Source organism: Nocardia sp. BSTN01 (assembly GCF_015354405.1).
Taxonomy (GTDB): domain Bacteria; phylum Actinomycetota; class Actinomycetes; order Mycobacteriales; family Mycobacteriaceae; genus Nocardia.
Genome location: NZ_JADKYP010000076.1, coordinates 1 through 24,350, shown reverse-complemented (window position 1 = coordinate 24,350; position 24,350 = coordinate 1). Strand labels below are relative to the sequence as shown.

Annotated in this window: 23 protein-coding genes; 11 read left to right on the top strand and 12 right to left on the bottom strand. The window is 68.1% G+C overall.

Annotation, left to right across the window (positions count from 1 at the left end; genetic code table 11):
• Positions 1-36 precede the first annotated feature (36 nt).
• From IRT45_RS38140 to IRT45_RS33095, 7 genes are all read right to left on the bottom strand, one after another.
• Positions 37-312: an enoyl-CoA hydratase-related protein gene (locus IRT45_RS38140; protein ID WP_194809732.1), complete on the bottom strand. Its 276-nt coding sequence runs from the start codon at positions 310-312 to the stop codon at positions 37-39.
• Positions 313-318: 6 nt separating this feature from the next.
• Positions 319-981 carry a TetR/AcrR family transcriptional regulator gene (locus IRT45_RS33120; RefSeq protein ID WP_194809731.1) on the bottom strand — a complete coding sequence of 221 codons (663 nt, stop codon included), beginning with the start codon at positions 979-981 and terminating at the stop codon, positions 319-321.
• A 73-nt stretch (positions 982-1,054) separates the two neighbouring features.
• A complete protein-coding gene (locus tag IRT45_RS33115) occupies positions 1,055-2,203 on the bottom strand; it encodes an acyl-CoA dehydrogenase family protein (RefSeq protein WP_194809730.1) in 1,149 nt (382 codons plus the stop codon).
• An 11-nt stretch (positions 2,204-2,214) separates the two neighbouring features.
• Positions 2,215-3,402 carry an acyl-CoA dehydrogenase gene (locus tag IRT45_RS33110; RefSeq protein ID WP_194809729.1) on the bottom strand — a complete coding sequence of 396 codons (1,188 nt, stop codon included), beginning with the start codon at positions 3,400-3,402 and terminating at the stop codon, positions 2,215-2,217.
• Positions 3,399-5,042 (bottom strand): class I adenylate-forming enzyme family protein, encoded by a 1,644-nt coding sequence (locus IRT45_RS33105; protein ID WP_194809728.1) that lies wholly within the window; start codon positions 5,040-5,042, stop codon positions 3,399-3,401. Before IRT45_RS33105 ends, IRT45_RS33110 begins: the two co-directional genes overlap by 4 nt.
• Positions 5,043-5,068: 26 nt before the next feature.
• Positions 5,069-5,803, bottom strand: coding sequence for an SDR family NAD(P)-dependent oxidoreductase (locus tag IRT45_RS33100; RefSeq protein ID WP_194809727.1), 735 nt, complete (start codon positions 5,801-5,803; stop codon positions 5,069-5,071).
• Between the two features lie 13 nt (positions 5,804-5,816).
• The gene (locus IRT45_RS33095; protein WP_194809726.1) at positions 5,817-6,629 is read right to left on the bottom strand and encodes an enoyl-CoA hydratase/isomerase family protein; all 813 of its coding nucleotides are present in this window, start codon (positions 6,627-6,629) and stop codon (positions 5,817-5,819) included.
• A 199-nt stretch (positions 6,630-6,828) separates the two neighbouring features.
• On the opposite strand from IRT45_RS33095, the gene IRT45_RS33090 reads away from it, so the two are divergent.
• Together IRT45_RS33090 and IRT45_RS33085 are read left to right on the top strand one after the other, a co-directional pair.
• Positions 6,829-7,008 (top strand): hypothetical protein, encoded by a 180-nt coding sequence (locus IRT45_RS33090; protein WP_036497946.1) that lies wholly within the window; start codon positions 6,829-6,831, stop codon positions 7,006-7,008.
• Between the two features lie 120 nt (positions 7,009-7,128).
• A complete protein-coding gene (locus IRT45_RS33085; protein WP_039776167.1) occupies positions 7,129-7,830 on the top strand; it encodes a polyprenol monophosphomannose synthase in 702 nt (233 codons plus the stop codon).
• Positions 7,831-7,869: 39 nt separating this feature from the next.
• On the opposite strand, the gene IRT45_RS33080 is transcribed toward IRT45_RS33085, so the two are convergent.
• Both IRT45_RS33080 and IRT45_RS33075 read right to left on the bottom strand, forming a co-directional pair.
• A complete protein-coding gene (locus IRT45_RS33080) occupies positions 7,870-9,318 on the bottom strand; it encodes an HAD-IB family hydrolase (RefSeq protein WP_194809725.1) in 1,449 nt (482 codons plus the stop codon).
• Positions 9,315-11,693, bottom strand: a complete 2,379-nt coding sequence (locus IRT45_RS33075; protein WP_194809724.1) for a glycerol-3-phosphate 1-O-acyltransferase — start codon at positions 11,691-11,693, stop codon at positions 9,315-9,317. Before IRT45_RS33075 ends, IRT45_RS33080 begins: the two co-directional genes overlap by 4 nt.
• Before the next feature lie 291 nt (positions 11,694-11,984).
• On the opposite strand from IRT45_RS33075, the gene IRT45_RS33070 reads away from it, so the two are divergent.
• On the top strand, positions 11,985-13,241 hold the full coding sequence (locus tag IRT45_RS33070; protein ID WP_194809733.1) for a salicylate synthase: 1,257 nt from the start codon (positions 11,985-11,987) through the stop codon (positions 13,239-13,241).
• A gap of 104 nt (positions 13,242-13,345) precedes the next feature.
• Here the strand turns inward: IRT45_RS33070 and IRT45_RS33065 are convergent, their stop codons facing one another.
• Positions 13,346-14,992 (bottom strand): (2,3-dihydroxybenzoyl)adenylate synthase, encoded by a 1,647-nt coding sequence (locus tag IRT45_RS33065; protein ID WP_194809723.1) that lies wholly within the window; start codon positions 14,990-14,992, stop codon positions 13,346-13,348.
• A gap of 164 nt (positions 14,993-15,156) precedes the next feature.
• On the opposite strand from IRT45_RS33065, the gene IRT45_RS33060 reads away from it, so the two are divergent.
• The 4 genes from IRT45_RS33060 (at position 15,157) to IRT45_RS33045 (ending at position 18,345) form a co-directional block, all read left to right on the top strand.
• Entirely contained in the window at positions 15,157-16,038 is an 882-nt protein-coding gene (locus IRT45_RS33060) for an oxidoreductase (RefSeq protein ID WP_194809722.1), read from the top strand.
• A 40-nt stretch (positions 16,039-16,078) separates the two neighbouring features.
• A complete protein-coding gene (locus tag IRT45_RS33055; RefSeq protein WP_194809721.1) occupies positions 16,079-16,396 on the top strand; it encodes a hypothetical protein in 318 nt (105 codons plus the stop codon).
• Between the two features lie 101 nt (positions 16,397-16,497).
• The gene (locus tag IRT45_RS33050; RefSeq protein ID WP_194809720.1) at positions 16,498-16,968 is read left to right on the top strand and encodes a carboxymuconolactone decarboxylase family protein; all 471 of its coding nucleotides are present in this window, start codon (positions 16,498-16,500) and stop codon (positions 16,966-16,968) included.
• A 288-nt stretch (positions 16,969-17,256) separates the two neighbouring features.
• Complete coding sequence (locus IRT45_RS33045) at positions 17,257-18,345, top strand: 3-deoxy-7-phosphoheptulonate synthase (RefSeq protein ID WP_194809719.1); 1,089 nt, start codon at positions 17,257-17,259, stop codon at positions 18,343-18,345.
• A 61-nt stretch (positions 18,346-18,406) separates the two neighbouring features.
• Here IRT45_RS33045 and IRT45_RS33040 read toward each other — a convergent pair whose 3' ends face one another.
• On the bottom strand, positions 18,407-19,576 hold the full coding sequence (locus IRT45_RS33040; RefSeq protein WP_194809718.1) for a pyridoxal phosphate-dependent aminotransferase: 1,170 nt from the start codon (positions 19,574-19,576) through the stop codon (positions 18,407-18,409).
• A gap of 228 nt (positions 19,577-19,804) precedes the next feature.
• Here IRT45_RS33040 and IRT45_RS33035 point away from each other — a divergent pair, with 228 nt between their 5' ends.
• Positions 19,805-20,005, top strand: coding sequence for a hypothetical protein (locus IRT45_RS33035; protein ID WP_030513254.1), 201 nt, complete (start codon positions 19,805-19,807; stop codon positions 20,003-20,005).
• Positions 20,006-20,044: 39 nt separating this feature from the next.
• Here the strand turns inward: IRT45_RS33035 and IRT45_RS33030 are convergent, their stop codons facing one another.
• Positions 20,045-20,986 carry a sigma-70 family RNA polymerase sigma factor gene (locus IRT45_RS33030; protein WP_194809717.1) on the bottom strand — a complete coding sequence of 314 codons (942 nt, stop codon included), beginning with the start codon at positions 20,984-20,986 and terminating at the stop codon, positions 20,045-20,047.
• A gap of 66 nt (positions 20,987-21,052) precedes the next feature.
• Here IRT45_RS33030 and IRT45_RS33025 point away from each other — a divergent pair, with 66 nt between their 5' ends.
• From IRT45_RS33025 to IRT45_RS33015, 3 genes are all read left to right on the top strand, one after another.
• Complete coding sequence (locus tag IRT45_RS33025) at positions 21,053-21,643, top strand: GNAT family N-acetyltransferase (protein ID WP_309241266.1); 591 nt, start codon at positions 21,053-21,055, stop codon at positions 21,641-21,643.
• 144 nt (positions 21,644-21,787) lie between these two features.
• Positions 21,788-23,446 carry a DNA repair helicase XPB gene (locus tag IRT45_RS33020; protein WP_039776139.1) on the top strand — a complete coding sequence of 553 codons (1,659 nt, stop codon included), beginning with the start codon at positions 21,788-21,790 and terminating at the stop codon, positions 23,444-23,446.
• A gap of 70 nt (positions 23,447-23,516) precedes the next feature.
• A complete protein-coding gene (locus IRT45_RS33015) occupies positions 23,517-24,182 on the top strand; it encodes a DUF3239 domain-containing protein (RefSeq protein WP_194809715.1) in 666 nt (221 codons plus the stop codon).
• Positions 24,183-24,350 lie beyond the last annotated feature (168 nt).

Here is a 24,350-nt window from a genome sequence, read left to right as displayed (position 1 = left end):
TTTTCCGGACTTTTCGGCGAGGTTTGCACGAAAAATTCACCCTAGCGGGAAACGAATCCTTCCAAGCGGCGCCCGGTCTCCTCGGTGTGGATGAGTGCTCGGATTTCGGTGCGCTCCAAGGCATACCGCGCTCCGCGCGCAGAACACCTTCGCCACACTGCGCACCACGACCGCACGCACCGACGTATCGGCGCCGAGTTCGGCTACCGCCGTGGCGAATTCACCGGCCTGCCCCTCATCGAAGGCGTTGACCGGCGGGCGGTCGAGGGTGAGGACGCCGACGGCGCCGGTACGAGACAGCGTGACCGACAAGTTGATTCACTCCATGAGATGTCGATAGCGCTCGGCGACTGCGGGGGCGAGCAGAGTGGGCAGCACGAAACGCACCTGTGCCCGGATGTATTGCTCGACGGTGTAGCGCGGCGCGAAATGCCAATGTTTGAGGGCCCAGGCGTGGGCGAGCATCATCAGGTTGAAGACGACGAGATCCGGATCGAGGTCGTTCATCAGTCCGGCCGCGATTCCCGCCTCGACGGCGGCCCGCAGCGGGGCCGAGGTTTCGACCTCGAGTTCCTTGATCCGTTCCCGGCCTTCCGGATCGAGAGTCCGGCTCTCCCGATAGGTCAGCACCACGGCGTCGAGATTCTCGTCGACGATTTCCACATAGTGGCGGAAACCGGCGACGAGCCGCTCCACCGGATCGTCGCCCGCCGCGTCCATGGCCGGATCCAATTCGTCCCGGAAGGCGTCGAGGATGTCGACGATGGCCGCGAGCAGCAGGTCTTCCTTACCGCCGAAATACTTGTAGATGAGCCCGACGCTCACATCGGCCTGATCCGCGAGTGCCTGCATCGACATCTGATGAAAGCCTGTGGTCTGCATGACGGCGACGGCCGCGTTGAGGAGTTGGCGCCGGCGCGAACTGGTTCGCACCGCGCGCACCGCCTCCTCGATTTCCATCGGTGCGGATCGCTTCGCCATCGGGCATACCCTTCCGTATCTGCGCAGTCGAATGAACGACGGTTCACTCAACTCTAGAGTGGTCCACCGAGAATCAGATGCCCAGCTCCTTCGCGATGATCGTCTTCATGATCTCGGTGGTGCCGCCGTAGATGCTCTGAATACGCGCGTCGACGAACGCCCGCGACACCGCGTATTCCCGCATATAGCCGTAGCCGCCGTGCAATTGCAGACAGCGGTCGGCCACCCGCATCTGCAATTCGGTGGTCCACCATTTCAGCCGGGCGGCGCGGGCCGCGGTGAGGCCGCCGGCGATGTGTTCGGCGAGGCAGTCGTCGAGGAAGGTGCGCGCGATATCGAGTTCGGTCGCCAACTCCGCGAGCACGAATTGCGTATTCTGAAAACTCGCGACCGAGGTGCCGAAGGCCTTGCGTTCGCGCACGTAGTCCAGGGTCTGCGCGAGCACGCCCTCGGCCGCCGCGACCGCGCCTACCGACAGCGACAGCCGCTCCTGCGGCAGATTCCGCACCAGCTGATAGAAGCCCTCGCCCTCCGCGCCGAGCCGATTCGCCACCGGTACCCGCATCTCGGTGAAGGTCAGTTCGCTGGTGTCCTGGGCGTGCAGGCCGATCTTCTCCAGGTTGCGGCCGCGGCCGAATCCCGGTGTGCCCGCCTCGACGACCAGCAGCGTCAGCCCCTTGTGCTTGTCCGCGCCGGTGCGGACCGCGACCACGAACAGATCGCCGTTCTGCCCGTTCGAGATGAAGGTCTTACTGCCGTCGACCACGTAATGCTCGCCGTCGCGGACGGCGGTGGTGCGAATCCCGGTGAGGTCGCTGCCGGTACCCGGTTCGGTCATGGCGATCCCCAGGACGGTCTCGCCGGTGACGACGCCGGGCAGCCAGCGGGCCTTCTGCTCCTCGTCGGTGAGATCGGTCAGATAGGGCAGCACCACATCGTTCTGCAGCGAGAACGCGATACCCGCCGCGGCCGCACCCGCCCGCGTGATCTCCTCGATCACGATGGCGTGGTAGCGGAAATCCTCCACCCCCGGACCGCCGAAACGCTCCGGGACCGGGAAGCCGAGCAGTCCCAGCTTGCCCGCCTCGGTGAACAACGATCGGTCCAGGCAGCCGGCCCGTTCCCAGTCCTCGTGGGCCGGTGCGACCGTCTGCCGGACGAAATCGCGTACCACGGAACGGAATTGGCGGTGTACGGAGTCGTACTCCAGTCGTGCGTTCATGAGACCTCTTGTCAGCGGAAGGCGTTCTGGCCGGTGAAGGCCTGGCCGAGCACGAGTTGGTGCATCTCCGGCGTCCCCTCGTAGGTGAGCACGGATTCGAGATTCACCATGTGCCGGATGACCGGATATTCGAGCGAAATACCGTTGCCGCCGAGGATGGTTCGCGCGGTGCGGCAGATCTCGATCGCCTCGCGGGTGTTGTTGAGTTTGCCGAAACTCACCTGTTCGGGACGCAGTCCCACCGAATCCTTGAGCCGGCCCAGATGCAGTGACAGCAGTTGGCCCTTGTGCAGTTCGACGGCCATATCGGTGAGTTTCGCCTGAGTCAGCTGGAATCCGGCGATCGGGCGGCCGAATTGGTTGCGCTGCATCGAATAATCGCGAGCCGCCTGCCAGGCCGAGCGCGCCGCGCCCATCGAACCCCAGATGATGCCGTAGCGCGCCTCGGACAGACTCGACAGCGGCGCCTTCACACCCCGGCCCTCGGGCATCATCGCCTCGGCCGGCAGGCGCACGTCGTCGAGGACCAGTTCGCTGGTGATCGAGGCACGCAGCGACAACTTGTGCTTGATGGTGTGTGCGCTGAATCCCGGGGTGTCGGTGGGCACGATGAACCCGCGGATGCCCTCGTCGGTATCGGCCCACACCACCGCGACATCGGCGATCGAGCCGTTGGTGATCCACATCTTGCGCCCGTTGAGAATCCAGTCGTCACCATCGCGCTTGGCGCGGGTCCGCATGGCCGACGGATCGGAGCCGACATCCGGTTCGGTGAGGCCGAAGCAGCCGATGATCTCGCCCGCGGCCATACCGGGCAGCCACCGCTGCTTCTGTTCCTCCGAACCGTTGTTCCAGATCGAGAACATGGCCAGCGAGCCCTGGACCGAGACCAGCGACCGGATACCGGAATCGCAGGCCTCGAGTTCCAGACAGGCCAGACCGTAGTGCACGGCCGAGGCGCCGCTGCATCCGTAACCCTCGAGATGCATCCCGAGGAGGCCGAGTCTGCCGAATTCGCGGGCCAGATCCCGCGCGCCGGGCAGATCGCCCGCCTCGAACCAGTCGGCGATATGCGGGGTGATGTGCTCGGCGCAGAAGCCGCGCACACTGTCGCGCACCGCCCGTTCGTCCTCGGTCAGTAGCGAATCGATGGCCAGCGGGTCGAGTGCGTCGAATGCGGGGGGACGTTTCGCGCTCATGCGGTTTCCTTGTCCGGATAGGTGAACAGGCCGGCCGCGGCATCGTCGCGGGCCTGCTCGGTGAGTTTGTAGTGCAATTTCTTGCCGGTGGCCGACACCGGCAGCGAATCGACGAAGCGGTAGGCGCGTGGGCGTTTGAACGCCGAGAGCATGGGATGGGTGCGGCAGTGCCGGTCCAGCTCGGCCACGCCGGCGCCGGGCTCGGCGGCGACTACATAGGCCACCACCACCTGTCCCCAGCGCTCGTCGGGAATGCCCACCACCAGGCAGTCGTCTACGCCGGGATGTTCGTTGAGCGCCTCCTCGACCTGGACGGGATGGACGTTCTCGCCGCCGGACAGCAGCATGTCGTCCTTCCGTCCGACGATGGTGACGAATTCCTGCTCGTCCCAGGTGGCGAGGTCACCGATATACAACCAGCCGCTATGGAACTTGCGGGCCTCCTGTTCGGGCGAGTCGACGTAGGCATTGGCGCCCTTCGGGGAGCGGATGATCACCTCGCCCACCTCGGTGCCGTCCTTGGCGACGGTCTCCTCCGGCTCGGCCAGCCGGTCGTCGAGTACCCGCACCACCGCCACGTCGTCGTCGATGCATGCGCGCCCGGCCGTCCCGGCCATGGCCGGCAGATCGGTCGGCCGCAGGAACGTGTTCCAGAAGCCCTCGGTACTGCCGTAACCGTTGAAGATGTTGGGATTCAACACCTTCTGATATCGCAGCGCCGCCTCGCGTTCCAGCGGAGCGCCCATCGTCACGATCCCGCGCAGACTCGACAGATCGCGCCGCCTGGTCTCCTGCGCGTGGGCGAGCATGGCCAGATTGGTCGGCGCGCCGACGAGGAAGGTCAGGCCGTAGCGCTGCACGTGGTCCAGGGTGGTGTCGGCGTCGAAGGCGCGCATCGGCACCAGGGTCGAGCCCAGGTAGAACGTGGGATTCGGGCCGGCGCAATACAAACCGCCGCGGTGGAACCACGGGGTCATGTTGAGCGTCTTGTCCTCGGGCGACAACGGGAAATGCATGACGACGTCGTGCGCGCTGAAGATCTCCACCAGGCTGTTGAGCGGTACGCCCTTCGGCATCCCGGTGGTGCCGGAGGTGTAGAGGCGGGTGGTCTCGTCCCACACCGTGCGCTGGGTGTCGAGCGGCCGCGCCGTCGCGGCGAACAACTCGTCGAAGCGGACCGCGCCCGGCAGCGGCTCGCCCGGACCCGACGCCACCAGCAGTTCGGGACGGAACGTGCTGCGCTCCAGTGCTTCTCGCACCATCGGCGTGAGATCGGTGTCGTAGACGAAGACCCGGGGGCGGTTCGACGCGAGGATGTAGGACGTCTCACCGGCGGCGAGCCGGAAGTTCATCGGCGAGCCGACGGCCCCGGCGGCCTGCGTCGCCAGATACAGCTCGGCGAACTCGACCCCGTTGAACAGCTGATACGCCACGACGTCACCCGGCTCGACACCGGCGTCGGCGAGACCGGTGGCCAACCAGTCGACCCGCTCGCCCAGGTCGGCGTAGGTGACGGTGGTCCCGGTCGCCGGATCCTCGATCGCCGGGTGGTGGGCGTAGCGGTGGACGTTGCGCCGGAAACCGTTGAGATAGGTGAAATCGTGTTCGAAGTACTGCCGGTAGGCGTGGGCGTCGTACATCTGGTCCTCCGAAGTCGGCCCGGCGCTCAGCCGGCCATGGTGAGTCCGCCGCTGACGCTGAGCACCTGACCGGTGATGAACGAGGCGTCGGGGGAGGCGAAGAACAGGGCCGGGGCGGCGACCTCCTCCGGCCGGGCGAGGCGGCGGAACGGAATCGCCTTGATCAGAGCCTGTTTCAACTTCTCGTCCTGGGCCTGGAACAGCGGGGTGTCGGTCGGGCCGGGGCAGACGCAGTTCACGGTGATCGAGTAGCGGGCCATCTCGCGCGCCAGCGATTTGGTCAGGGCGATCACGCCACCCTTGGCGCCGGCGTAGATGGTTTCGCCCGAGCTGCCGACGCGTCCGGCGTCGCTGGCCAGGTTGACCACCCGCCCGCCGCCGGCCTCGACCATGCCCGGCAGGAACGCGCTGCATATGTGCACCGGCCCCAGATAGTTGATCGCGACCACCCTCTGCGCGAATTCCGGTGTGGCATTGAGGAATGTGTCGGTGCGATCCCAGCCGGCGGCGTTGACCAGGATGTTCGGCACACCGACCTCGGCGTGCACCTGATCGCGCAGGGCCTGCACCTGCGCGGCGTCGGCGATGTCGACCTTCATCGCGACGATGCGATCGGGTTGCTGTTCGGCGGTGCGCTTGGCGGCGTCGAGATCCAGATCGGCGGCCACGACCCGGTCGCCGCGCGCGGCCAGGGCCAGGGTGATCGCCCGCCCGATGCCTGAGCCGGCTCCGGTGACTACCGCAATGGTGTTGTCGCTCATGATGTTCGGCTCCTCAGTTACCGGTGACCGCGCGGGCCGAGGGGAAGTTGGGGGCGCGCTTCTCGCGCAGGGCGGTATAGCCCTCGGTGACATCCGGGCCCATGAAGCAGAGCATTTCGTAGGCGGCGGACTGGTCGAAGATCGGACCGGCCTGCTTGAGCCAGTTGTTGAGCGCCTTCTTCGTCCACCGGATGGCCAGCTGGGAACCACCGGCCAGCTTGTTCGCGACCGCCAGCGCGTCGTCGAGCACCCGGTCGCGCGCCACCGCGCTGGTGACCATGCCGATGCGCTCGGCCTCGGCGCCAGCGACCATCTCGCCGGTCAGCAGGTAGTACTTGGCCTTGGCCATACCGGACAGCAGCGGCCAGAGAATCGCCGCGTGATCGCCGGCGGCCACGCCGAGCTTCACGTGCCCGTCGCCCAGCTTGGCGTCCTCGGCGCAGATCGAGATATCCGAGAGCAGGGCGACCACGAGTCCCGCGCCGACCGCGACGCCGTTGATCGCGGCGACGACCGGCTTCTCGCAATTGATCATGTTGTAGACCAGGTCGCTCATCTCCTGCAGCATGTTCGCCACCCGCTCGTGGTTGCCGGCCATGCGCTCGACCATCGCCAGGTCGCCGCCGGCGGAGAACGCCTTCCCGGCGCCGGTGATCACCGCGACCCGGGTTTCGGGATCGGCGGAGACGTCCGTCCAGACCCGGGCCAGCTCGGCGTGCATCTGTTCGTCGGCGGCGTTGTATTTCTCCGGCCGGTCGATGGTGATCAGCAGGACGCCGTCGTCCAGGCGTTTGAACGTGAGCTGGGAATAGGTCGAGAAATCCATTGCGCTTCCTTCTGCTCCGACGAGTCGGCGAGCGGACCACCGCCGAATGAGTGAACTAACATTTGTTGTGAATGAACGTACATTCACCACTAGGGTGTGTCAAGGGCCACACTCGTCTGGCGGGTGTCGATCGGGCAGCCCGACGTGCGGATTCGCCGGTTTCCTGACACGCCGGGCGCCGAATGCGACGATGATCGGCATGGGCGATTCCGACGATCAGTGGTACTACTGCCTCAAACATCACCGCGCCGAACAGGGCAAGCGGTGCTGGTTCGCCGATCGGATGGGGCCGTATCCGGACCGCGCCACCGCCGAGCGAGCGCTCGAGATCGTGCGCGAACGCAATGCCCGCGAGGATGCCCGCGACGGGAGAGACTGAGCCGCTCGTGCCCTCTCAGGTGGGTGGGCTACGGTTCTCCAGAGCACGTCGTGCCCGGATCCGGGGGCGCGCAGTCAGGTCGAATCGAGTGGAGGGCGACTTGTGAAGGTGACCGTGGTGGTGCCGACCTACAACGAGCGGGAGAACCTGCCGGTGGCGGTGGAGCGGCTGACCGCACTACCGGTCGCCGATCTGCATGTTCTGGTGGTCGACGACAACTCCCCGGACGGCACCGGCGAGGTCGCCGACAAACTGGCCGCCGAACTGCCGTCGGTGGTGGATGTGCTGCACCGCACCGAGAAGGACGGTCTCGGCCGTGCCTACATCGCCGGCATCACCGCGGCCCTCGACCAGGGCGCCGACGTGGTCATCCAGATGGATGCCGATCTCTCCCATCCGGCCGAGGTGATTCCGGCCATGCTGGAGAAGCTCGAGACCTCCGATGCCGGTGTGGTCCTGGGATCGCGCTACGTCGAGGGCGGCTCCACCGCGGCGGAGTGGAAGTGGTACCGCAAGGCGCTGTCGGCGTGGGCGAACTTCTACGTCAACGCGATCCTGCGGCTCGGCGTCAAGGACGCGACCGCGGGATTCAAGGCGTGGAAGGCGGACACGCTGCGCGCCATCGATGTGGCCTCCATCCACAGCAACGGCTATTCGTTCCAGGTCGAGATGAACTACCGCACGATCAAGCAGGGCATCTCGATCGCCGAGGTGCCGATCCGCTTCGAGGAGCGCACCAAGGGCGCGTCGAAGATGAGCCTCAAGGTGCAGCTGGAATCGGCGCTGATGCCGTGGAAGCTGCTGTTCGGCCGCCGCGTCTGACCGACGGCTGAGACGTCCGGAGGTCCGGGCGTCCGGAGGTCAGGGCACCGCCTGCACCGCCGCGTCGACCGGCCAGTCCCGCAGCGTATCGATGAACAGCTGCCGCACGCGCGCGATGTCGGTATCCATGTGCTGTGGATCCCAGCCGCTCACATCGATCGGTGCCAGCACCGCCACGTCCACCGTGCCCTTGCGCACGATCGCCGAATTCCGCCAGGCGATTTCGCCCGCGTTGCGGATGACGAGCGGAATGATCGGCACTCCGGCCTCGATCGCGATGTGGAAGGCGCCCTTCTTGAAGGGGCCGATCCGTGGCGTCATCGACCGTGTGCCCTCCGGCGCCACTACGAGCGAGAGTCCGCCGCGCAGGGTGTCGACGACCGGTTCCAGCGCCGCCTTCGCGCCGGTGGTGTCGGAGCGATCGATGAAGGTCGCCTCGGCGAACCGCAACAGCGGGCCGAAGACCGGGTTGGTGGTGACCTCCTTCTTCACCACCGCGGTGAATCCCGAGCGCAGCACCGCGGCCAGCACCACCATGTCGAACTGGCTCTGGTGATTGAACAGGAAGACCGCCGGACGCGGCTGCCGGGCGTGCTCGGCGCCCACCACCCGCACCCGCACGCCGGTGGTGCGCAGGGTGGCGTCGGCGGCGGTGGCGATCATGGCGTCGGCCATCGCGCGGTGGCGGCGGGTGGCCGCGCGGGAGGCGACCCCGAAGGCGGCGCCGCTCAGCAATCCGGTGAAACCTACTGCGGTACGGGCGAAGTCGGTGACGCCCGCCGGGTCCCGCGGCTTGAAGGTCAGGGTCGGCCAGTCGCGTTCACCAGCGGTCATCGACATCCGCGGACCCGGATTCACCGCGACCGGATGGCCGACCGCTTCCAGCAGCGGAACGTCCGGGGCCGCGTCGGCATAGGCGTAACTGTCGGCGGGATCGATATCGTGTTCGGCGGCGAAGCGGCGCACCGCCGCGGCTTTCTCGGTGCGCCACAGCGGTTTTCCCTCGGTGAAGCCGGTGAGCACACCGTCGGCGGTGGCCATCGCGGTGTAGAGCACATGGTCCACGCCGAGTTCCCGGGCCACCGGCAGCACCTGGAAACGGGTGAGGCTGGTGACGATCACCACGGTATGCCCGGCCGCCTCGTGCTCCCGGATCAGTTGCCACGCTTCGGGATACACGTGCCCGTGCACGGTGCTGCGGAACAACTGTTCGCCGAGGTCGGTCAGCTCCTGTTCGGAACGGCCCACCCACACCCGGGCGATGCGCTGCAGGAAGCGCTCGTACTCGCCCTCGGTCCGGGAACCGCGAATGCTGTACAGCAGGGTGTCGGTCAGCGCCCGGCGCGAGTCGCGTCCACGCAGCAGGCGCAGCGGTGCGGCGGCGGGCGCGAAGCCCGCGACCACCGTTCCGCCGAAGTCGAAGACGGCCGCCACCCGCGGGCCCTGTGGCCCGGTCCGGATGGCGGAAATCGCTTCGGAAAGGTTCACACTGTCCCCTGCGGTGCGCGATTGGACGGGTCGAGGGCGGCGGCGCGGGAGATGCGGGTGCCGATGGTGCGCAGTTCGTCGGCCAGCTCGCGGCGACGCTGCGCGAGGTCCGGGGTGCCGGGATCGAGCAGGCCGTGATTCTCCGCGAGTTTCAACGCGCTGGAGAACAATTCCGACGATACCGACTCGGTGCTGTGCAGCCGCTGCTGCAGGAGCATCTGGCGTCCGACGGCCAGGCATTCGTCGATGAACTGTTTGCGGTCCAGCGGCGCGGCCGGATCGGCGGCGGCCAGCCGCTCGGCCACCACGAGCTGGGCATCGAAGAACGAGCGCACCACGCGGTGCGCCATGATGAATCCGGAATCGGCCAGCGCGCACACCAATTCCGCAGCGCTGTCGCGTTGCTCCCAATTGCGATCCACCAGAAGCATTTCCGCACTCATCGCGGCCGCGAACTCGATCCGGTCGGGGAAGAAGAAGTCGAATTTGAGCAGATCGCGCAGCCGGTACGCGGCATCCCAGATGGCCTCGATACCGGGTGCGGCGCCGGACTGTTCGTCGGCCACCTCCAGAATCGCCAGTTCCAGAATCGCCCGGTCGACGAACCAGTGCACGGCGCTGTTGCGATAGAACGCGGCTTCCAGGTGGGCGCCGGATTCGATCGAATACACCGGTTCCAGCCCGCCGCGGTACACCGTCACCACCTTGGCCAGCGACAGCTGTTCCAGGACCACCGCCAGACCCTGATCGTTGCTGAGGGTATCCAGCTCGCCGGTGGGCAGGGCGCGGCGTGAGATGTACCCGCAGACCGGTTCCAGCGTCTGACGCACCTCGCCGAGGGTGAGGGCGCGTTCGTGCACACCGAGCAGGGCCAGCGTTACCAGCGCGTTGACCGTCACCGGCGTGACCGCGTTGATGCCGACCGCCACCTCGAAGGCCAAGCGCTGCACGGCTTTGCGCTGGCGGTCCGCCACTTCCTCCGGTTCCGGGGCCAGGGATTGCGCGATCGGCCGCATCGGATCGCCGTGGGCGGCCAGCCGGTCGCGGGCCGACAGCGGGGCGCCGAAGCGGACGTAGACCCGCCCCGCGGAATGCTGCTGGCTGCGGATGTAGCGGGCCAGCCAGGTCAGCCCTTCGGGCTTCTTGGTGCCGCCGACCTGTTCGGTGGCAATGGATCCCAGTTCGTTGAGCCGCTCGTAGGTGATCGACACCGGCACCAGCATCACATCGTCGATGCGCCGCGAACGGATGGCCGAGGCCAGATAGTTCAGCAGTCCGAACCGGGGCGGGCGCAACTTCCCGGTACGGGTGCGCCCACCCTCGAAATACCACTCCAGATTGAAGCGTTTGGCGAGCAGATAGGCGAAGTACTCCTCGACCACGGCCTTGTAGATCTCGTCGTCACCGAAGCTGCGGCGAATGAAGACGGTCCCGGTGCGGCGCGCGATCGGCCCCATCGGCCAGAAGCTGAGATTGGCGCCACCGATCACGTGGTTGGGTGGAAAGTCGTTGCGCGCCAGCGCGTCACCGAGGACGAAGGCGTCGACATAGGAGCGGTGCGAGGGCAGGAACACCAGCGGGTAGTTGCGATTGAGCCGCCGCAACGCGGCCAGCCCCGACCGGTCGCAGTCGATCTTCCAGGCCGAGGCGTGCACCGGCCGCATCGCCTGGGTGAACAGATCCGAGATCAGCCGGCTCTGCGCGGCCACGAGTTCCCGCAGCGCCTTCTCGGCCCGGCGGTATACCTCCCGGGGTTCGGTGCCGGTTTCGGTGGCGATGGCGTCGAGGCGGCGCAGGAAGTCGGGGGAGTCGAGAATCTCCTCGACCACCATCCGGGGGACCTTGTAGCGGTCGCCGATCACCGAGCGTTCGGCGCGTTCGAGCGCCACCGTGCCCGCGCGGACGATCGCCCGCGCGAACGGTTCCGAACTTTCCGCGGCCCCGGGGTTGTTCGCGCGCAGATCGCTGAGCCGGGCGGGCTGCCCGGTGAGGATGAGATGCCGGTCGGGCGCCTTGTTCACCAGCCGGCGCTGCAGCAGCCGGTGCGGCCGGCGCGGATCGCTCAGCAGCGCGAGATCGGCGAAGGTGGTGCGCCGCACCCCGTCTCGTTCGGGTGGCAGCCACAGCACCCGGATGGGGATCACGATGGGATCGTCGCGGCGGCCGACGAGCCGGGCGGCGATGGCGGTGGCATCCAGGTCGATCTGCGTGACGGGAGCGTCGATGCCGAGTTCGGCGGCGATCCCGCCCTCGGCGAGCCAGCCGCCGATCAGTTCGCGTTCCACCGGCGACACCGCGTCGACCAGGGCGACCGCCGAGCGCGGCAGATCCTTCGCGGTACTCGGAGCCGGATTGCCGGCGGCGTGATCGATCATGGCGGGCCCCTCCTCGACGGCGCTCCACCATTCAAGCTCGCGGAAGCGGATTCGCGCAGGAAGTTGGCCACGACGCTCGCAAAGCGAGTCCGTTGTGTGCTCCGGCACAACACCCAGAAGGCCAGGTAATGCTAACCTCACCTCTTGTAGTTAGGTAAGCATAACCTTGGAGGAACGGTGTCGACCACGGACGAGCGGGTGCGAAACGGTTACGGGGACGGTCCGGGGGCGACGGGGCAGCTGGCAACGGGGACGGAGGTGACGGGCACCGCGATCGCACCCGCCGACGCCATGGCGGCGCTCGCCGCGGCCGACCGCTTCGGCGAGTACGTCGGCTACGAGGGTCCCGACGGCTGGGTGTTCGCCGCCGACCCGATCGGCAGCATCGAATTGGATTCCGGCGAACTGCGTGTCGAGTGGGAGGGCCGGGCCACCGTCGAGCCGTGGCAGGGGCGTCCGGCCGCGGTGATCGACGCGGCGCTGGCCGCGCTCCCGCTGCAGGGGCGCAACGCCTACGGCTGGATTGGATTCGAATTCTGCGCCTGGGCGCTGGGCGCCGACGCGCACGTACCGTCCCGAACCACTGTGGCCCATCTGATGATTCCGCGCATCGAGGTGCGCATCGACGCCTCCGGTGTGCGGGTGTCCGGCGCGACGCCCCGCGAGACCGCGGAGATCCACGAACTGATCGCCCAGGCGAGTGCGCAACCTCCGGCCCCGCCGCGGCCGGTGGATGTCACCATCGACCCCACCGACTACCGCGGCCGGGTCGCCGAGGCGGTCGACGAGATCCGGGCCGGGCGATATCAGAAGGTGATTCTGTCGCGGAAGGTGGATCTGCCCTTCCCCGTGGACGTTCCGCAGACCTATCGGCTCGGGCGCGCCAACAACACGCCCGCCCGCTCGTTCCTGTTGCGGCTGGGCGGCCTGGAGGCGGCCGGATTCAGCCCCGAACTGGTGGCCTCGGTCGACCGGCATCGGGTGGTGACCACCGAGCCGCTGGCCGGCACCCGCGCCTTCGGCCGCGGCGAGACGGCCGACGCCGCCGCCCGCGAGGAACTGGTCGGTGATCCGAAGGAAATCGTCGAGCACGCCATCTCGGTGCAGACCTCGTTCGGCGAGATCGCCGCGGTGGCCGAGCCGGGCAGCACCGCCGTCTCCGATTTCATGGCGGTGCGTGAACGCGGCAGCGTGCAACATCTGGCCTCCACCGTGCGGGGCACCCTCGCCGCGGACAAGAGTGCCTGGGATGCGCTGGAAATGCTGTTCCCCTCGGTGACCGCCTCCGGCATCCCCAAGCGCACCGGCGTGGACGCGGTGTTCCGCCTCGACCACGACGCCCGCGGCCTGTATTCCGGTGCGGTGGTGACCGTTTCGGCCGGCGGTGCGCTGGAGGCCACGCTGGTGCTGCGAGCGATCTACCAGACCACGGAGGGCGCCTGGCTGCGCGCCGGGGCCGGCATCGTCTCCCAGTCGCGCCCGGAGCGCGAATTCACCGAGACCTGCGAAAAGCTGGGCAGCGTAGCGCCGTACGTCGTCGAAGCCTGACGGAGCGGAACGCGGACCGAGCCCGGCGGGAGTTCCCGCCGGGCCTTTTCGTATCGGCCCGTTCGTCGAGTCCTGTTCGGCGGCAGGGTTGTTCGAAGTGAGGCTCAATACGATGCGGTCGCGGACTCGGTGTCGTAGCGGGACCGCAGGACCTTCTTGTCGATCTTGCCGACGGCCGTGAACGGCAGCGCGTCGGCCCGTACGAGGATGTCGGGCAGTTTGTAGGTCGCCAGGCCGCGAGCGGTGAGGAATTCCTTGACCTCGACCAGGCTCGGCATCTCGCCGTCGATCACCAGGACGGCACAGACCTTTTCGCCGAGGGCCGCGTCCGGCAGGCCGACCGCGGCCGCATGACGGACGGCGGGGTGGGCCAGCAGGTGTTCCTCGAGTTCGTCGCAGGAGATGTTCTCGCCGCCGCGGTTGATCACATCCTTGATCCGGCCGGAGACGATCAGATGCCCGCTCGGCAGTTGCCGCACCAGATCACCACTGCGGTAGTAGCCGTCGGGGGTGATGGCGCGGGAATTGTGTTCCGGGGCACGGTAATAGCCGCGGATGGTGTACGGGCCGCGGGTGAGGAGTTCGCCCTCCTCGCCGGGCGCGACGTCGTTGCCTTCGCCGTCGACCACGCGGACCTCGTCGGCGGGGGAGAGCGGGCGCCCCTGGGAGATCGCGATCGTTTCCCCGGGATCGTCGAGGCGGGTGTAGTTGATCAGCCCCTCGGCCATGCCGAACACCTGCTGCAGTGTCGCGCCCAGCGCCGGAGTCACCTCACGGGCGTTCACCTCGGCCAATTTCGCGCCGCCGACCTGAAGCAGCCGCAGGCTGGACAGGTCGGCCTCCTCCCATTCCACCGCCGCACACCACAATTGGGCCAGCGGCGGTACCACCGCCGTCACGGTGGCGCGGTGGCGTTCGATGGTCGCGAACGCGTTCTCCGGACTCGGGTCGGCCAGCATGACGATCGACGCGCCGGCCGCGACCGTGCCCAGAATGCCCGGGCACGACAGCGGGAAGTTGTGCGCGGCCGGCAGTGTCGCCATGTACACGTCGTCGGAGGTCAGCGCGCAGATCTCGGCGCTGGCGCGGGCGTTGTAGTGGTAGTCGTCGTGGGTGCGGGCGATGAGTTTCGGCAGGCCGGTGGTGCCGCCGGAGACGAGCATCACCGCGATACCGGACGCGTCGACGGCCGGCAGCGAATCACCGTCGCGCGCAATCGTTCTCAGATCGACGTAAGCGCCGGGATCACCGAGGACGAAGATCGTGCGCAACGTCGGCACCCGCTCGGCCACCGCGGCCGCCAGCTCGCGGTAATCGAAGTCGCCGACCTTGTCGGCCACGATATAGCCGGCGGCGCCCGAGAGCCGGGTCAGATGTTCGATCTCGGCCTGCCGATGGGCCGGCAGCGCCAGCACCGGCACGATTCCGGCGCGCAGCAGCCCGAACAGCACCTCCACGAATTCGATCACGTTGGGCAGTTGGACCACGACGCGGTCGCCGGGCTCGAGTCCGGAGGCGAGCAACCCGTGGGCCGTGCGGTCGGCGCGGCGATCGAGTTCGGCATAGTCGATCGGCCCGGCGTCGGTGTGCAGGGCCGGACGCCGAGGCCCGGTGCGGGCGGCGTCGCGCAGCAGGTCGCCCAGCGGTTCGCCGAGCCAGTAGCCCGCGGCTCGGTAGCTCTCGGCGAGTTCGGCCGGAAACGGTACGAAACCGTCGAGCAGGTCCTGCTGGGCGGGGGATATCGAAGTCACGGGTATCGCCTCACGGGTCGAGCTGCGCAGTTCGGAGCTGCCTTAGATAGGTTAGGCAACCCTATATTACGAGAGGGGGCCTCGTGTCCCGGGTGGTCGGAACGCCGCGCCCCGGCTCCGCCACAACAGCGCGCACCGGCCCGTGCCCGCCTAGACTCGTGCGGGTGAGCGGTTGGAACATCTCCGATATTCCGGACCAGAGCGGGCGCACGATCATCGTGACCGGCGCGAACAGCGGACTCGGCGCGGCCACCACCAGGGCCTTGGCGCAGGCCGGTGCGCAGGTGATCATGGCCTGCCGCGACGAGGTGAAGGCCCGCGCGGTCGCCGACACCATCGGCGAACGGGTGCAGGTGCGCCGGCTCGACCTGGCCGACCTGTCCTCGATCCGCGAATTCGCGCGCACGATCGAGGGCGCCGACGTACTGATCAACAACGCCGGCGTGATGGCCCTGCCGCTGCGCCGCACCGCCGACGGCTTCGAAATGCAGTTCGGGACCAACCATCTCGGCCATTTCGCGCTGACCGGGCTGCTGCTCGACAAGATCTCCGATCGCGTCGTCACGGTATCCAGCGGCGCCCATATGATCGGCCGCGTCGACCTCGCCGATCCGAACTATCAGCACCGGCGCTACGAGCGCTGGCGCGCGTACGGGCAGTCGAAACTGGCGAACCTGATGTTCGCCTACGAACTGCAGCGCCGCCTCACCGCGGCCGGTTCGCCGAAGGTCTCGGTGGCGGCCCACCCCGGCTACGCCAGCACCGAACTGCAGTCGCACACCGAGTCGTTCCTCGACGCGATCATGGCCCTGGGCAATCGGATTCTCGCCCAGTCGGCCGAAATGGGCGCCCTGCCAAGCCTTTACGCCGCCACCGCGAAGGTGGAACCCGGCGCGTTCTACGGCCCGACCCACCTCGGCGGCCTGCGAGGCTACCCCGAGCGTTGCGACTCCTCGGCCGCCTCCCGCGACGAGGTCACCGCCCGCCGCCTCTGGGATCTGTCCGAACAACTCACCGACGTCACCTACTCGTTCGCCCGCCGCTGAACTCCGCCGCGGCGCGTCCGGCGTGCACCAGAGTGTGCACATGACCCACAGTGATGCAGAGCCGGATACCCCGGTGGATCCGCTGACCCTCGAAGCTCGCCGCGCCCGGCTGCGAGACCGGCTGCGCGAGGTCCGAACCGAACTCGACGACTTGGCGGCGGCCTACCGCGACCTGCCGGATTCCGGCCTGCTGCTGGACTCGCCGGGCATCGGCGCGCTGCTCACGCCGGGTCGATGTGTGGCGGGAGCACTGGAGATCTTCGACGAGATCGCCATCGAACTCGACGCCGCCGACGACGCATTCGGCCGAGCAGAGCAGTACACCGGCCGACTCCGCACACCCGACTTGGAGTTGTGACCGGCATCACTTCCGGTGATGTCACACCCCGTGGGTGCTGTTCCGTCATCTCTGTGTAGCGACGCCGCGCCGCGCGGCTCACTTTCCACAGGAGGATGGTCATGGAACCCCGTTTCGCTCTCTTCACCAACGAGATCGCCGCCAAGTTCGTCAAGCGGATCGGTAACGCCGGCCAGGTCGTGGACAACTCGCCGCTGCCCAAGGCCACGCAGGAGTTGGTCAAGCTGCGCGCCAGCCAGATCAACGGGTGCGGCTTCTGCACCGATATGCACTCCAAGGACGCGGCCGCCGCGGGCGAGACCTCGGTGCGGCTCAACCTGGTCGCCGCCTGGCGCGAGGCGATCGTCTTCACCGAGGCCGAGCGGGCCGCGCTCGCGCTGACCGAGGAAGGCACCCGCATCGCCGATGTCCACCGCGGCATCAGCGAGGAGACCTGGCAGCAGGTGCGCAAGCACTACGACGACGAGCAGATCGGCGCCCTGATCTCGCTCATCGCGCTGATCAACGCCTACAACCGGCTCAATGTCATCGCCGGCACCCCGGCCGGCACCTACGAGCCCGGCATGTTCTGAGCGCCGCACGCGAATTCGGGCCCGGCACAGGATCGTTGGATCCCGGCCGGGCCCCGTCGCATCCACGGTGGCTGTGGGGACAGTCACGTCCGCTCACCCGGCCGGACCCATCCGCGCCGCGCCCCTGGTACAGTCGCCCTCGTGCAGCGCGCGTATTTCTGGTTTACCAAGCCGGCCCCGGGTGGGTCGGTCGGTGACCCGCGCTGACCTTCTCCCACCCCGAGCCGGATTGCAGACCGGCTCCACGGGATTTCGCTCGGTGGGTCGGCCTGAGAAAAGGAACCCATCATGACGACCGCAGCCGATGTCGATGCCTCACACAGTGACCTCGACGATCAGCGCACGCTGAGTATCAGCCCGCTACTCTCGCCCGCCGAGGTTCGCCGCGAGCATCCGATCGACGATGCGCTCGCCGACACTGTGCGGGCCGGTCGCGCCGCCACGGTCGAAGTCCTCGACGGCACCGACGACCGCCTGATGGTCGTCGTCGGCCCGTGTTCGGTGCACGACCCCGAGGCTGCCCTCGACTACGCGCGCCGCCTGGCCGCCAAGAGCGCCGAACTCTCCGACCGGCTGCACGTCGTGATGCGCGTCTACTTCGAGAAGCCGCGTACCACGCTCGGCTGGAAGGGCCTGATCAACGATCCGCATCTGGACGGTTCGTTCGACGTGAACACCGGTCTCGGACTGGGGCGTCGGCTGCTGGTCGGCATCACCGGTCTCGGCCTGCCCGTGGCCTGCGAATTCCTCGATCCGATCACGCCGCAGTACATCGCGGATCTGGTCTCCTACGGTGCGATCGGCGCGCGCACGGCGGCCAGCCAGGTGCACCGGCAGCTCTCCAGCGCGCTGTCGATGCCGGTCGGGATCAAGAACGGCACCGACGGCGATGTGCAGGTGGCCGTGGACGGGGTGCGGGCGGCCGGTGCCAGCCACGTCTTCCCCGGCACCGATCTCGACGGCCGCTCGGCGCTCATCCGCACCAGCGGCAACCCGGACTGCCACGTGATCCTGCGCGGCGGTAGCGCCGGCACGAACTACGACGCCGCCTCCGTCGCCGAGGCCTGCCTGCGCCTGGAGAAGTCGGGGCTGCCGCAGCGGGTGGTCGTCGACGCCAGCCACGGCAACAGCAACAAGGACCACAACAAGCAGGTCGACGTGGTCACCGATATCGCCGAGCGCATCGCCGCCGGCGACCGCGCGGTGGTGGGTGTGATGATGGAGAGCTTCCTGGTCGCCGGCCGCCAGGACCTCACCCTCGGCCACGCCGACGATCTGACCTACGGCCAGTCGATCACCGACGCCTGCCTGGACTGGGAGACCACGGCGGCGCAGCTGGATCGCCTCGCCGACGCGGTGGCCCGGCGCCGGGGCTGAGACACGGTAGCGGTCACCTTCGCTCGCGGCTCGCGGCGATGGTGACCGCGCGATCGTGCGGTCACACGTGGGCCGCGTGCAGACGGCGGACCGCCTCGTCGAGCGTGTCGTCCCGCTTGCAGAATGCGAAGCGCACCAGGCGATTCCACGAGTCGCGGTCGTCGGCGAAGACTTCGATCGGAACCGCGACGACGCCGAGCCGCCGCGGCAGCTCCCGGCAGAAGACCAGCGCGTCGGCGGAGCTCAGCGGGCTGATATCGGCGCAGACGAAATACGTCGCATCGCTGCGCTTGACCAGGAATCCGGCGTCGGCCAGCGCCTCCGAGAGTCGAATGCGCTTGTCGGACAGGCTGTTACGAAGATCGGCGACCCACTGCTGCTCGTTCTCGAGCGCGTAGGCGACCGCCGGCTGGAACGGGCCGCCGCCGACGAAGCTCATGAACTGCTTGGCGGCCAGCAATCCGTCGATCAGCGGTGCCGGACCGCACGCCCAGCCGATCTTCCAGCCGGTGACGCTGAAAGTCTTCGCGGCACTGGAGATCACGACCGTGCGCTCGAACATGCCGGGCAGCGTCGAGATGCTGATATGGGTGTTGCCGTCGTAGACGAGATGTTCGTACACCTCGTCGGAGACCACGATCAGATCGTGCTCGCGGGCCAGCTCCGCGATCGCCTCGAGGTCGGACCGGGACAGGATCGCCCCGGTGGGGTTGTGCGGCGAATTCAGCAGCAGCATACGGGTTTTCGGGGTGATCGCGGCGCGCAGGCTGTCCAGGTCGAGGACGAATCCGTTGCCGTCGGGCACCAGCCGCGCGGTGCGGCGGGTGGCGCCGGCCAAGGCGACCACCGCGGCGTAGGAGTCGTAGTACGGCTCGATCAGCACCACTTCCTCGTCGGCCTCCACCAGGCCGAGCACCGCCGCCGCGATCGCCTCCGTGGCGCCGACGGTGACCACCACCTGCGAGTCGACGTCGTAGTCCACGCCGTAGCGCCGTTTCCGGTCCGCCGCGATCGCCCGGCGCAGCACCGGCATGCCGCGCCCCGGCGGGTACTGATTCAGCCCGTCGGCGATGGCGGTGCGGGCCACCTCCAGCATCGCGGCCGGGCCGTCCGTATCGGGGAATCCCTGCCCGAGGTTGACCGCGTCGTGGCGCACGGCCAGTTCGGTCATCTCCGCGAAGATCGTGGCGCGGAACGGGCGCAGGCGGGCGACGGTGGGGATGGCTGACATGGTCCCAACGTAGTGATATCGCCCCGTGGCCGCGGCGCGCACCCCGGACCGGGGACCGGGCCGATGCTTGCCGTGTGTTCGCTACGGTTGCGGCGCGATAGCGAAAGGCTATGTTTCACATTCGGTTCGGGCGTTTGACCTGCATGGTTGTGTGGTTTCCTGGTGGCAGCTAGCCTCCCCGTGTTCTATCTCACAACCACTTCGGTGGTGGCTCGAAAGGGGCGGTGTATGGCCTCCTATCTCGACCTTCTGCTGCATCCAGCGGCGGGAACGGTCCTCGGATACATCAACGACACCCTGCACAACATCTTCAGCAACGATTGGGGCTGGGGTTCCTCGACGCCGAACTGGGGTACCGGATCGTCCACAGGCAACTGGGGACTCGGTTCGAGCACCCCGGACATGTGGACCGGTTCGTCCACTCCGTAGTCCGAGCGCGCCGCCGGGACGCTCGATGCGTTCCGGCGGCTACGCCGGATCCCGGGGCAGGCGAAGGCCACTTAGCTTCGCGGGATTGGCGACATCGTAAGTGCCCCAGATCAAACCGTCGCGAACGGCGAAGCCGACCACGCGCGGGGGTGATCCCGGCGCACCGTTGCGCGGGGCGCGCTCGTGCAGCAGCAACCCGAGTTGCCCGTTGACGCCGACGAATTCGAATTGCGCGGAATCGGTGGGCGAGAGTTCTGCCTGGTCCACCTGATACATCCGGATGAGCCCGAGGACGAACCGCGCGATCTTGTCCGCACCGACGATCGCCCGCGCGGCCGTCTTCGCGGTGCCGCCGGTATCGCCGATGAAGACCGAATCCGGATGCAGAGCCGCGACGACCGCGTCCACATCGTCGGAATACAGCGCCTCGAGCAGTCGCTGCACGGCGGCGAGATGTTCGGTGTCCGACACCGGTTCCGGGGCCGCGGCCAGTGATTTCCGGGCCCGCACCGCGAGTTGCCGGGCCGCCTCCGGCGTCACCTCGAGCAGTTCGGCGATCTCGTCGAACGGCACCGAGAACCCGTCGTGCAGGACGAAGGCCACCCGCTGCGGCGGCGTCAGCGCGTCGAGGACCACCAGCGCGGCGAAACGGCAATCCTGTTTGCGCACCACCGTTTCCAGCGGATCCGGCAGATTCGACGGCGTCACGCCGGTGACGATCGGCTCCGGAAGCCATTGCCCCACATAGCTTTCCCGCCGGACTGCGGCGCTGCGCAGCCGATCCAGGCAGATCCGGCTGACCACGGTCGTCAGCCAGGCGCGCAGGTCCTCGATCTCGGACTGGTGGGTGGTGGCCAGTCGCAGCCAGCTCTCCTGCACCGCGTCCTCGGCGTCGGCCACGCTGCCGGTCAGCCGGTAACCCACCGACAGCAGATGCGCCCGATGGGATTCGAACAGATCGGCGAGCAACGCGGCAACCATTGGCCCGATTCTACGGTCGCCGGAAATCCGCTGGGCCACCGCAGGGTTGCGTGCCAGCATGAAGCGGTGGAGGACTGTGTACTGACCGATGAGACGGTGTGGTTGTCGCGCCCGGCCGAGGCCGATATCGACGCGATCGTCGCCTGCTGCCGGCAGCCGTCGATTCCGGAGTGGACGACGGTGCCGGTGCCGTATCGGCGGGCCGACGCCGTGGGATTCCTGACCGATATCGTCGCGCCCGGGTGGGCGGCCCACAGCCCGGTCTGGGCCGTGCGCACGGCGGCGGACGGGCCGGTGGCCGGCATGGTCGGCCTCGAGGCCGGTCCGCAGCCCGGGGCCGCCGAGATCGGCTTCTGGCTCAGCGACGCGGTGCGCGGCCGTGGGTTGATGACCCGCAGCGTCCGGTTGGTCTGTGATTTCGGTTTCGCCGCCGGCGGGCTCGGGCTGAGCCGCATCGAGTGGCGGGCATTCGTCGGCAACCTCGCTTCCGCCGCGGTGGTGCGGCGGACCGGCTTCCGTTACGAAGGTCTGCTGCGCGGGGCCGGTGTGCAGCGCGGCGTGCGCCGGGATTCCTGGGTCGCCGGGCGGCTGGCCGGTGATCCGTCGCAGCCGGCCACCGACTGGCCGCCCCTGCGCGGGCCCGGATCGGCGCTGTGAGCCGGGTCCGGGTGCGAGTGCGCTCACAGCGAACATCTGCCCAGCTCGCGTAGGGTTGATGAAGGTTTGTCGGGGGGTCCGGCAACAATGTGGGACGTATTCCCCGAGCGCAGGGGGCCGACCCGAGAATCTGGAGGAGGTGCCGTGACGGACGGACCGCTCATCGTGCAGAGCGACAAAACCCTGCTGCTCGAGGTGGACCACGAGCAGGCCGATGCGGCTCGGCAGGCGATCGCGCCGTTCGCCGAACTCGAACGGGCACCCGAGCATGTGCACACCTACCGGGTGACACCGCTGGCGCTGTGGAACGCGCGGGCGGCGGGGCACGACGCCGAACAGGTCGTCGACGCGCTGGTCAACTATTCGCGCTATGCGGTTCCGCAGCCGCTGCTGGTCGACGTGGTCGAGACCATGGCCCGCTACGGGCGGTTGCAACTGGTCAAACATCCCGCGCACGGGCTGGTGCTGGTCAGCCTGGATCGTGCGGTGCTCGAAGAGGTGTTGCGGCACAAGAAGATTCAGCCGATGCTCGGCGCCCGCATCGACGACGACACGGTCGTCGTGCACCCGTCCGAGCGCGGTCGGATCAAACAGATGCTGCTGAAGGTCGGCTGGCCGGCCGAAGACCTCGCCGGATACGTCGACGGCGAGGCCCATCGCATCGATCTGGACTTCGGCACCCACGAATGGCATCTGCGCGACTATCAGGAGCTGGCGGCCGACTCGTTCTGGGCCGGTGGATCCGGTGTGGTGGTACTGCCCTGTGGCGCGGGCAAGACGATGGTCGGCGCCGCCGCGATGGCCAAGGCCCAGGCGACGACGCTGATCCTGGTCACCAACACCGTGGCCGGCAGACAGTGGAAGCGGGAACTGCTCGCGCGCACCTCGCTGACCGAGGACGAGATCGGTGAGTACTCCGGTGAGCGCAAGGAGATCCGCCCGGTCACCATCGCCACCTATCAGGTGATCACCCGCAAGACCAAGGGCGAATACAAACACCTGGAACTGTTCGACAGCCGCGACTGGGGCCTGGTCATCTACGACGAGGTCCACCTGCTGCCCGCGCCGGTGTTCCGGATGACCGCGGATCTGCAGTCCCGGCGCCGGCTCGGGCTCACCGCGACGCTGGTGCGCGAGGACGGCCGCGAGGGCGACGTGTTCTCGCTGATCGGCCCGAAACGCTACGACGCGCCGTGGAAGGACATCGAGGCGCAGGGCTGGATCGCGCCGGCCGACTGCATCGAGGTGCGGGTCACGCTCACCGAAGCCGAACGCATGGCCTACGCCACCGCCGAACCGGAGGAGCGCTACAAACTCTGCTCCACCGCGCGCACCAAACTCCCCGTCGTCGAATCCATCCTGGCCCGCCACCGCGATGCGCCCAGCCTGGTGATCGGGGCCTATCTCGATCAGCTCGACGAACTCGGCGAACATCTCAACGCACCGGTCATCCAGGGCTCGACGCGCACCAAGGAGCGCGAGGCGCTGTTCGACGCGTTCCGCAACGGCGAAATTCCGGTCCTCGTGGTCAGCAAGGTGGCGAACTTCTCCATCGATCTGCCGGAAGCGTCGGTGGCCGTTCAGGTTTCGGGCACCTTCGGTTCCCGTCAGGAGGAGGCCCAGCGCCTGGGCCGGCTGCTGCGCCCGAAATCCGACGGCGGTCAGGCGCACTTCTACTCCGTGGTGGCACGTGACACGCTGGATGCCGAATACGCTGCCCACCGCCAGCGTTTCCTTGCCGAACAGGGGTATGCCTATCGCATCACCGATGCGGACGACCTGCTGGGCCCGGCGATCGGGTAGGCGCAGCCGATCGGCCGCGGTGGGCGCGCCGCTGGGTTACCGCTGCCGGACAGATGTGAGGATTTGAGACGTGCGACGCTTCGAATTCGCGGTCGACCGCGAACATGCCCGGGCGGTGAACGAAGTCGTCCGCGATATCCGGCGGCTGCGAATACTGGCGTTCACCGCGGCCATCGTGCTCGGCCTCGGCACGGCCGGGCTGATCTGGCTGAATCACCCGTACTCGTTCCTGCTGGCGGTGGCCTTCGCATTGGCGACCATCACCGCGCTGTTCGTCGCGTTGTGGACGCCGTACCGCTCGCGCATCGAGAAGTTGTACGCCGAGGGCGAGTTGGTCCCGGCCGTCGTCTCGGGGCACCATCCGAAGGGGATCACCCTGCTCGCGCTGGTGAACCTCGCCAAACCCGGCGCCGTGCCGCGCTACGCGCTGATCACCCGGGTGGTGCGCGCCCTGCCGGGGCACGATACCGACGCCGGGGAACAGGTGCCGGCGGTGACCGTGCGAGCCGATCGCGCACCGCGATCGGTCGGCGATCTGCGCCAGCCGGTGAGCGCCATGCCGATCGCCTGGGGCACCCGCGACCTCGGCGTGATCGAGCGCGCCCGCGCCGCGATCAGCGATGTGGAATGGAAGTTGCTGGCCGACAATCTCGGCCTCGCCGAGAAGGTGGGCCGGGTCGACTCCCAACGGCTGCTGCTGGATCCGCAACAGCTACCCGAGGAACTGCGCGGTTGACGCGCGTGGCGGCTCCGGGGTGCAGCGGGGCCGACTAGCATCGTTTGGTCGGCACGCCGTGCCGCGAAAGGGGTGGAGGGTCGATGAAGTCACATGCCTGGGCACGGTGTCTCACGGCGGGAGCGTTGTGCGGGGTGGCACTGGTGCTCCCCGGCCAGGTGCAACCGA

Coding starts and splice junctions, on each gene's coding strand:
- IRT45_RS33075 (WP_194809724.1), bottom strand. CDS start 11,693: ATGATCGATCACGCCGCCGGCAATCCGGCTCCGAGTACCGCGAAGGAT.
- IRT45_RS33120 (WP_194809731.1), bottom strand. CDS start 981: ATGGCGAAGCGATCCGCACCGATGGAAATCGAGGAGGCGGTGCGCGCG.
- IRT45_RS33100 (WP_194809727.1), bottom strand. CDS start 5,803: ATGAGCGACAACACCATTGCGGTAGTCACCGGAGCCGGCTCAGGCATC.
- IRT45_RS33055 (WP_194809721.1), top strand. CDS start 16,079: ATGACCCACAGTGATGCAGAGCCGGATACCCCGGTGGATCCGCTGACC.
- IRT45_RS33030 (WP_194809717.1), bottom strand. CDS start 20,986: ATGGTTGCCGCGTTGCTCGCCGATCTGTTCGAATCCCATCGGGCGCAT.
- IRT45_RS33070 (WP_194809733.1), top strand. CDS start 11,985: ATGGCGGCGCTCGCCGCGGCCGACCGCTTCGGCGAGTACGTCGGCTAC.
- IRT45_RS33095 (WP_194809726.1), bottom strand. CDS start 6,629: ATGGATTTCTCGACCTATTCCCAGCTCACGTTCAAACGCCTGGACGAC.
- IRT45_RS33040 (WP_194809718.1), bottom strand. CDS start 19,576: ATGTCAGCCATCCCCACCGTCGCCCGCCTGCGCCCGTTCCGCGCCACG.
- IRT45_RS33035 (WP_030513254.1), top strand. CDS start 19,805: ATGGCCTCCTATCTCGACCTTCTGCTGCATCCAGCGGCGGGAACGGTC.
- IRT45_RS33105 (WP_194809728.1), bottom strand. CDS start 5,042: ATGTACGACGCCCACGCCTACCGGCAGTACTTCGAACACGATTTCACC.
- IRT45_RS33090 (WP_036497946.1), top strand. CDS start 6,829: ATGGGCGATTCCGACGATCAGTGGTACTACTGCCTCAAACATCACCGC.
- IRT45_RS33115 (WP_194809730.1), bottom strand. CDS start 2,203: ATGAACGCACGACTGGAGTACGACTCCGTACACCGCCAATTCCGTTCC.
- IRT45_RS33050 (WP_194809720.1), top strand. CDS start 16,498: ATGGAACCCCGTTTCGCTCTCTTCACCAACGAGATCGCCGCCAAGTTC.
- IRT45_RS33110 (WP_194809729.1), bottom strand. CDS start 3,402: ATGAGCGCGAAACGTCCCCCCGCATTCGACGCACTCGACCCGCTGGCC.
- IRT45_RS33045 (WP_194809719.1), top strand. CDS start 17,257: ATGACGACCGCAGCCGATGTCGATGCCTCACACAGTGACCTCGACGAT.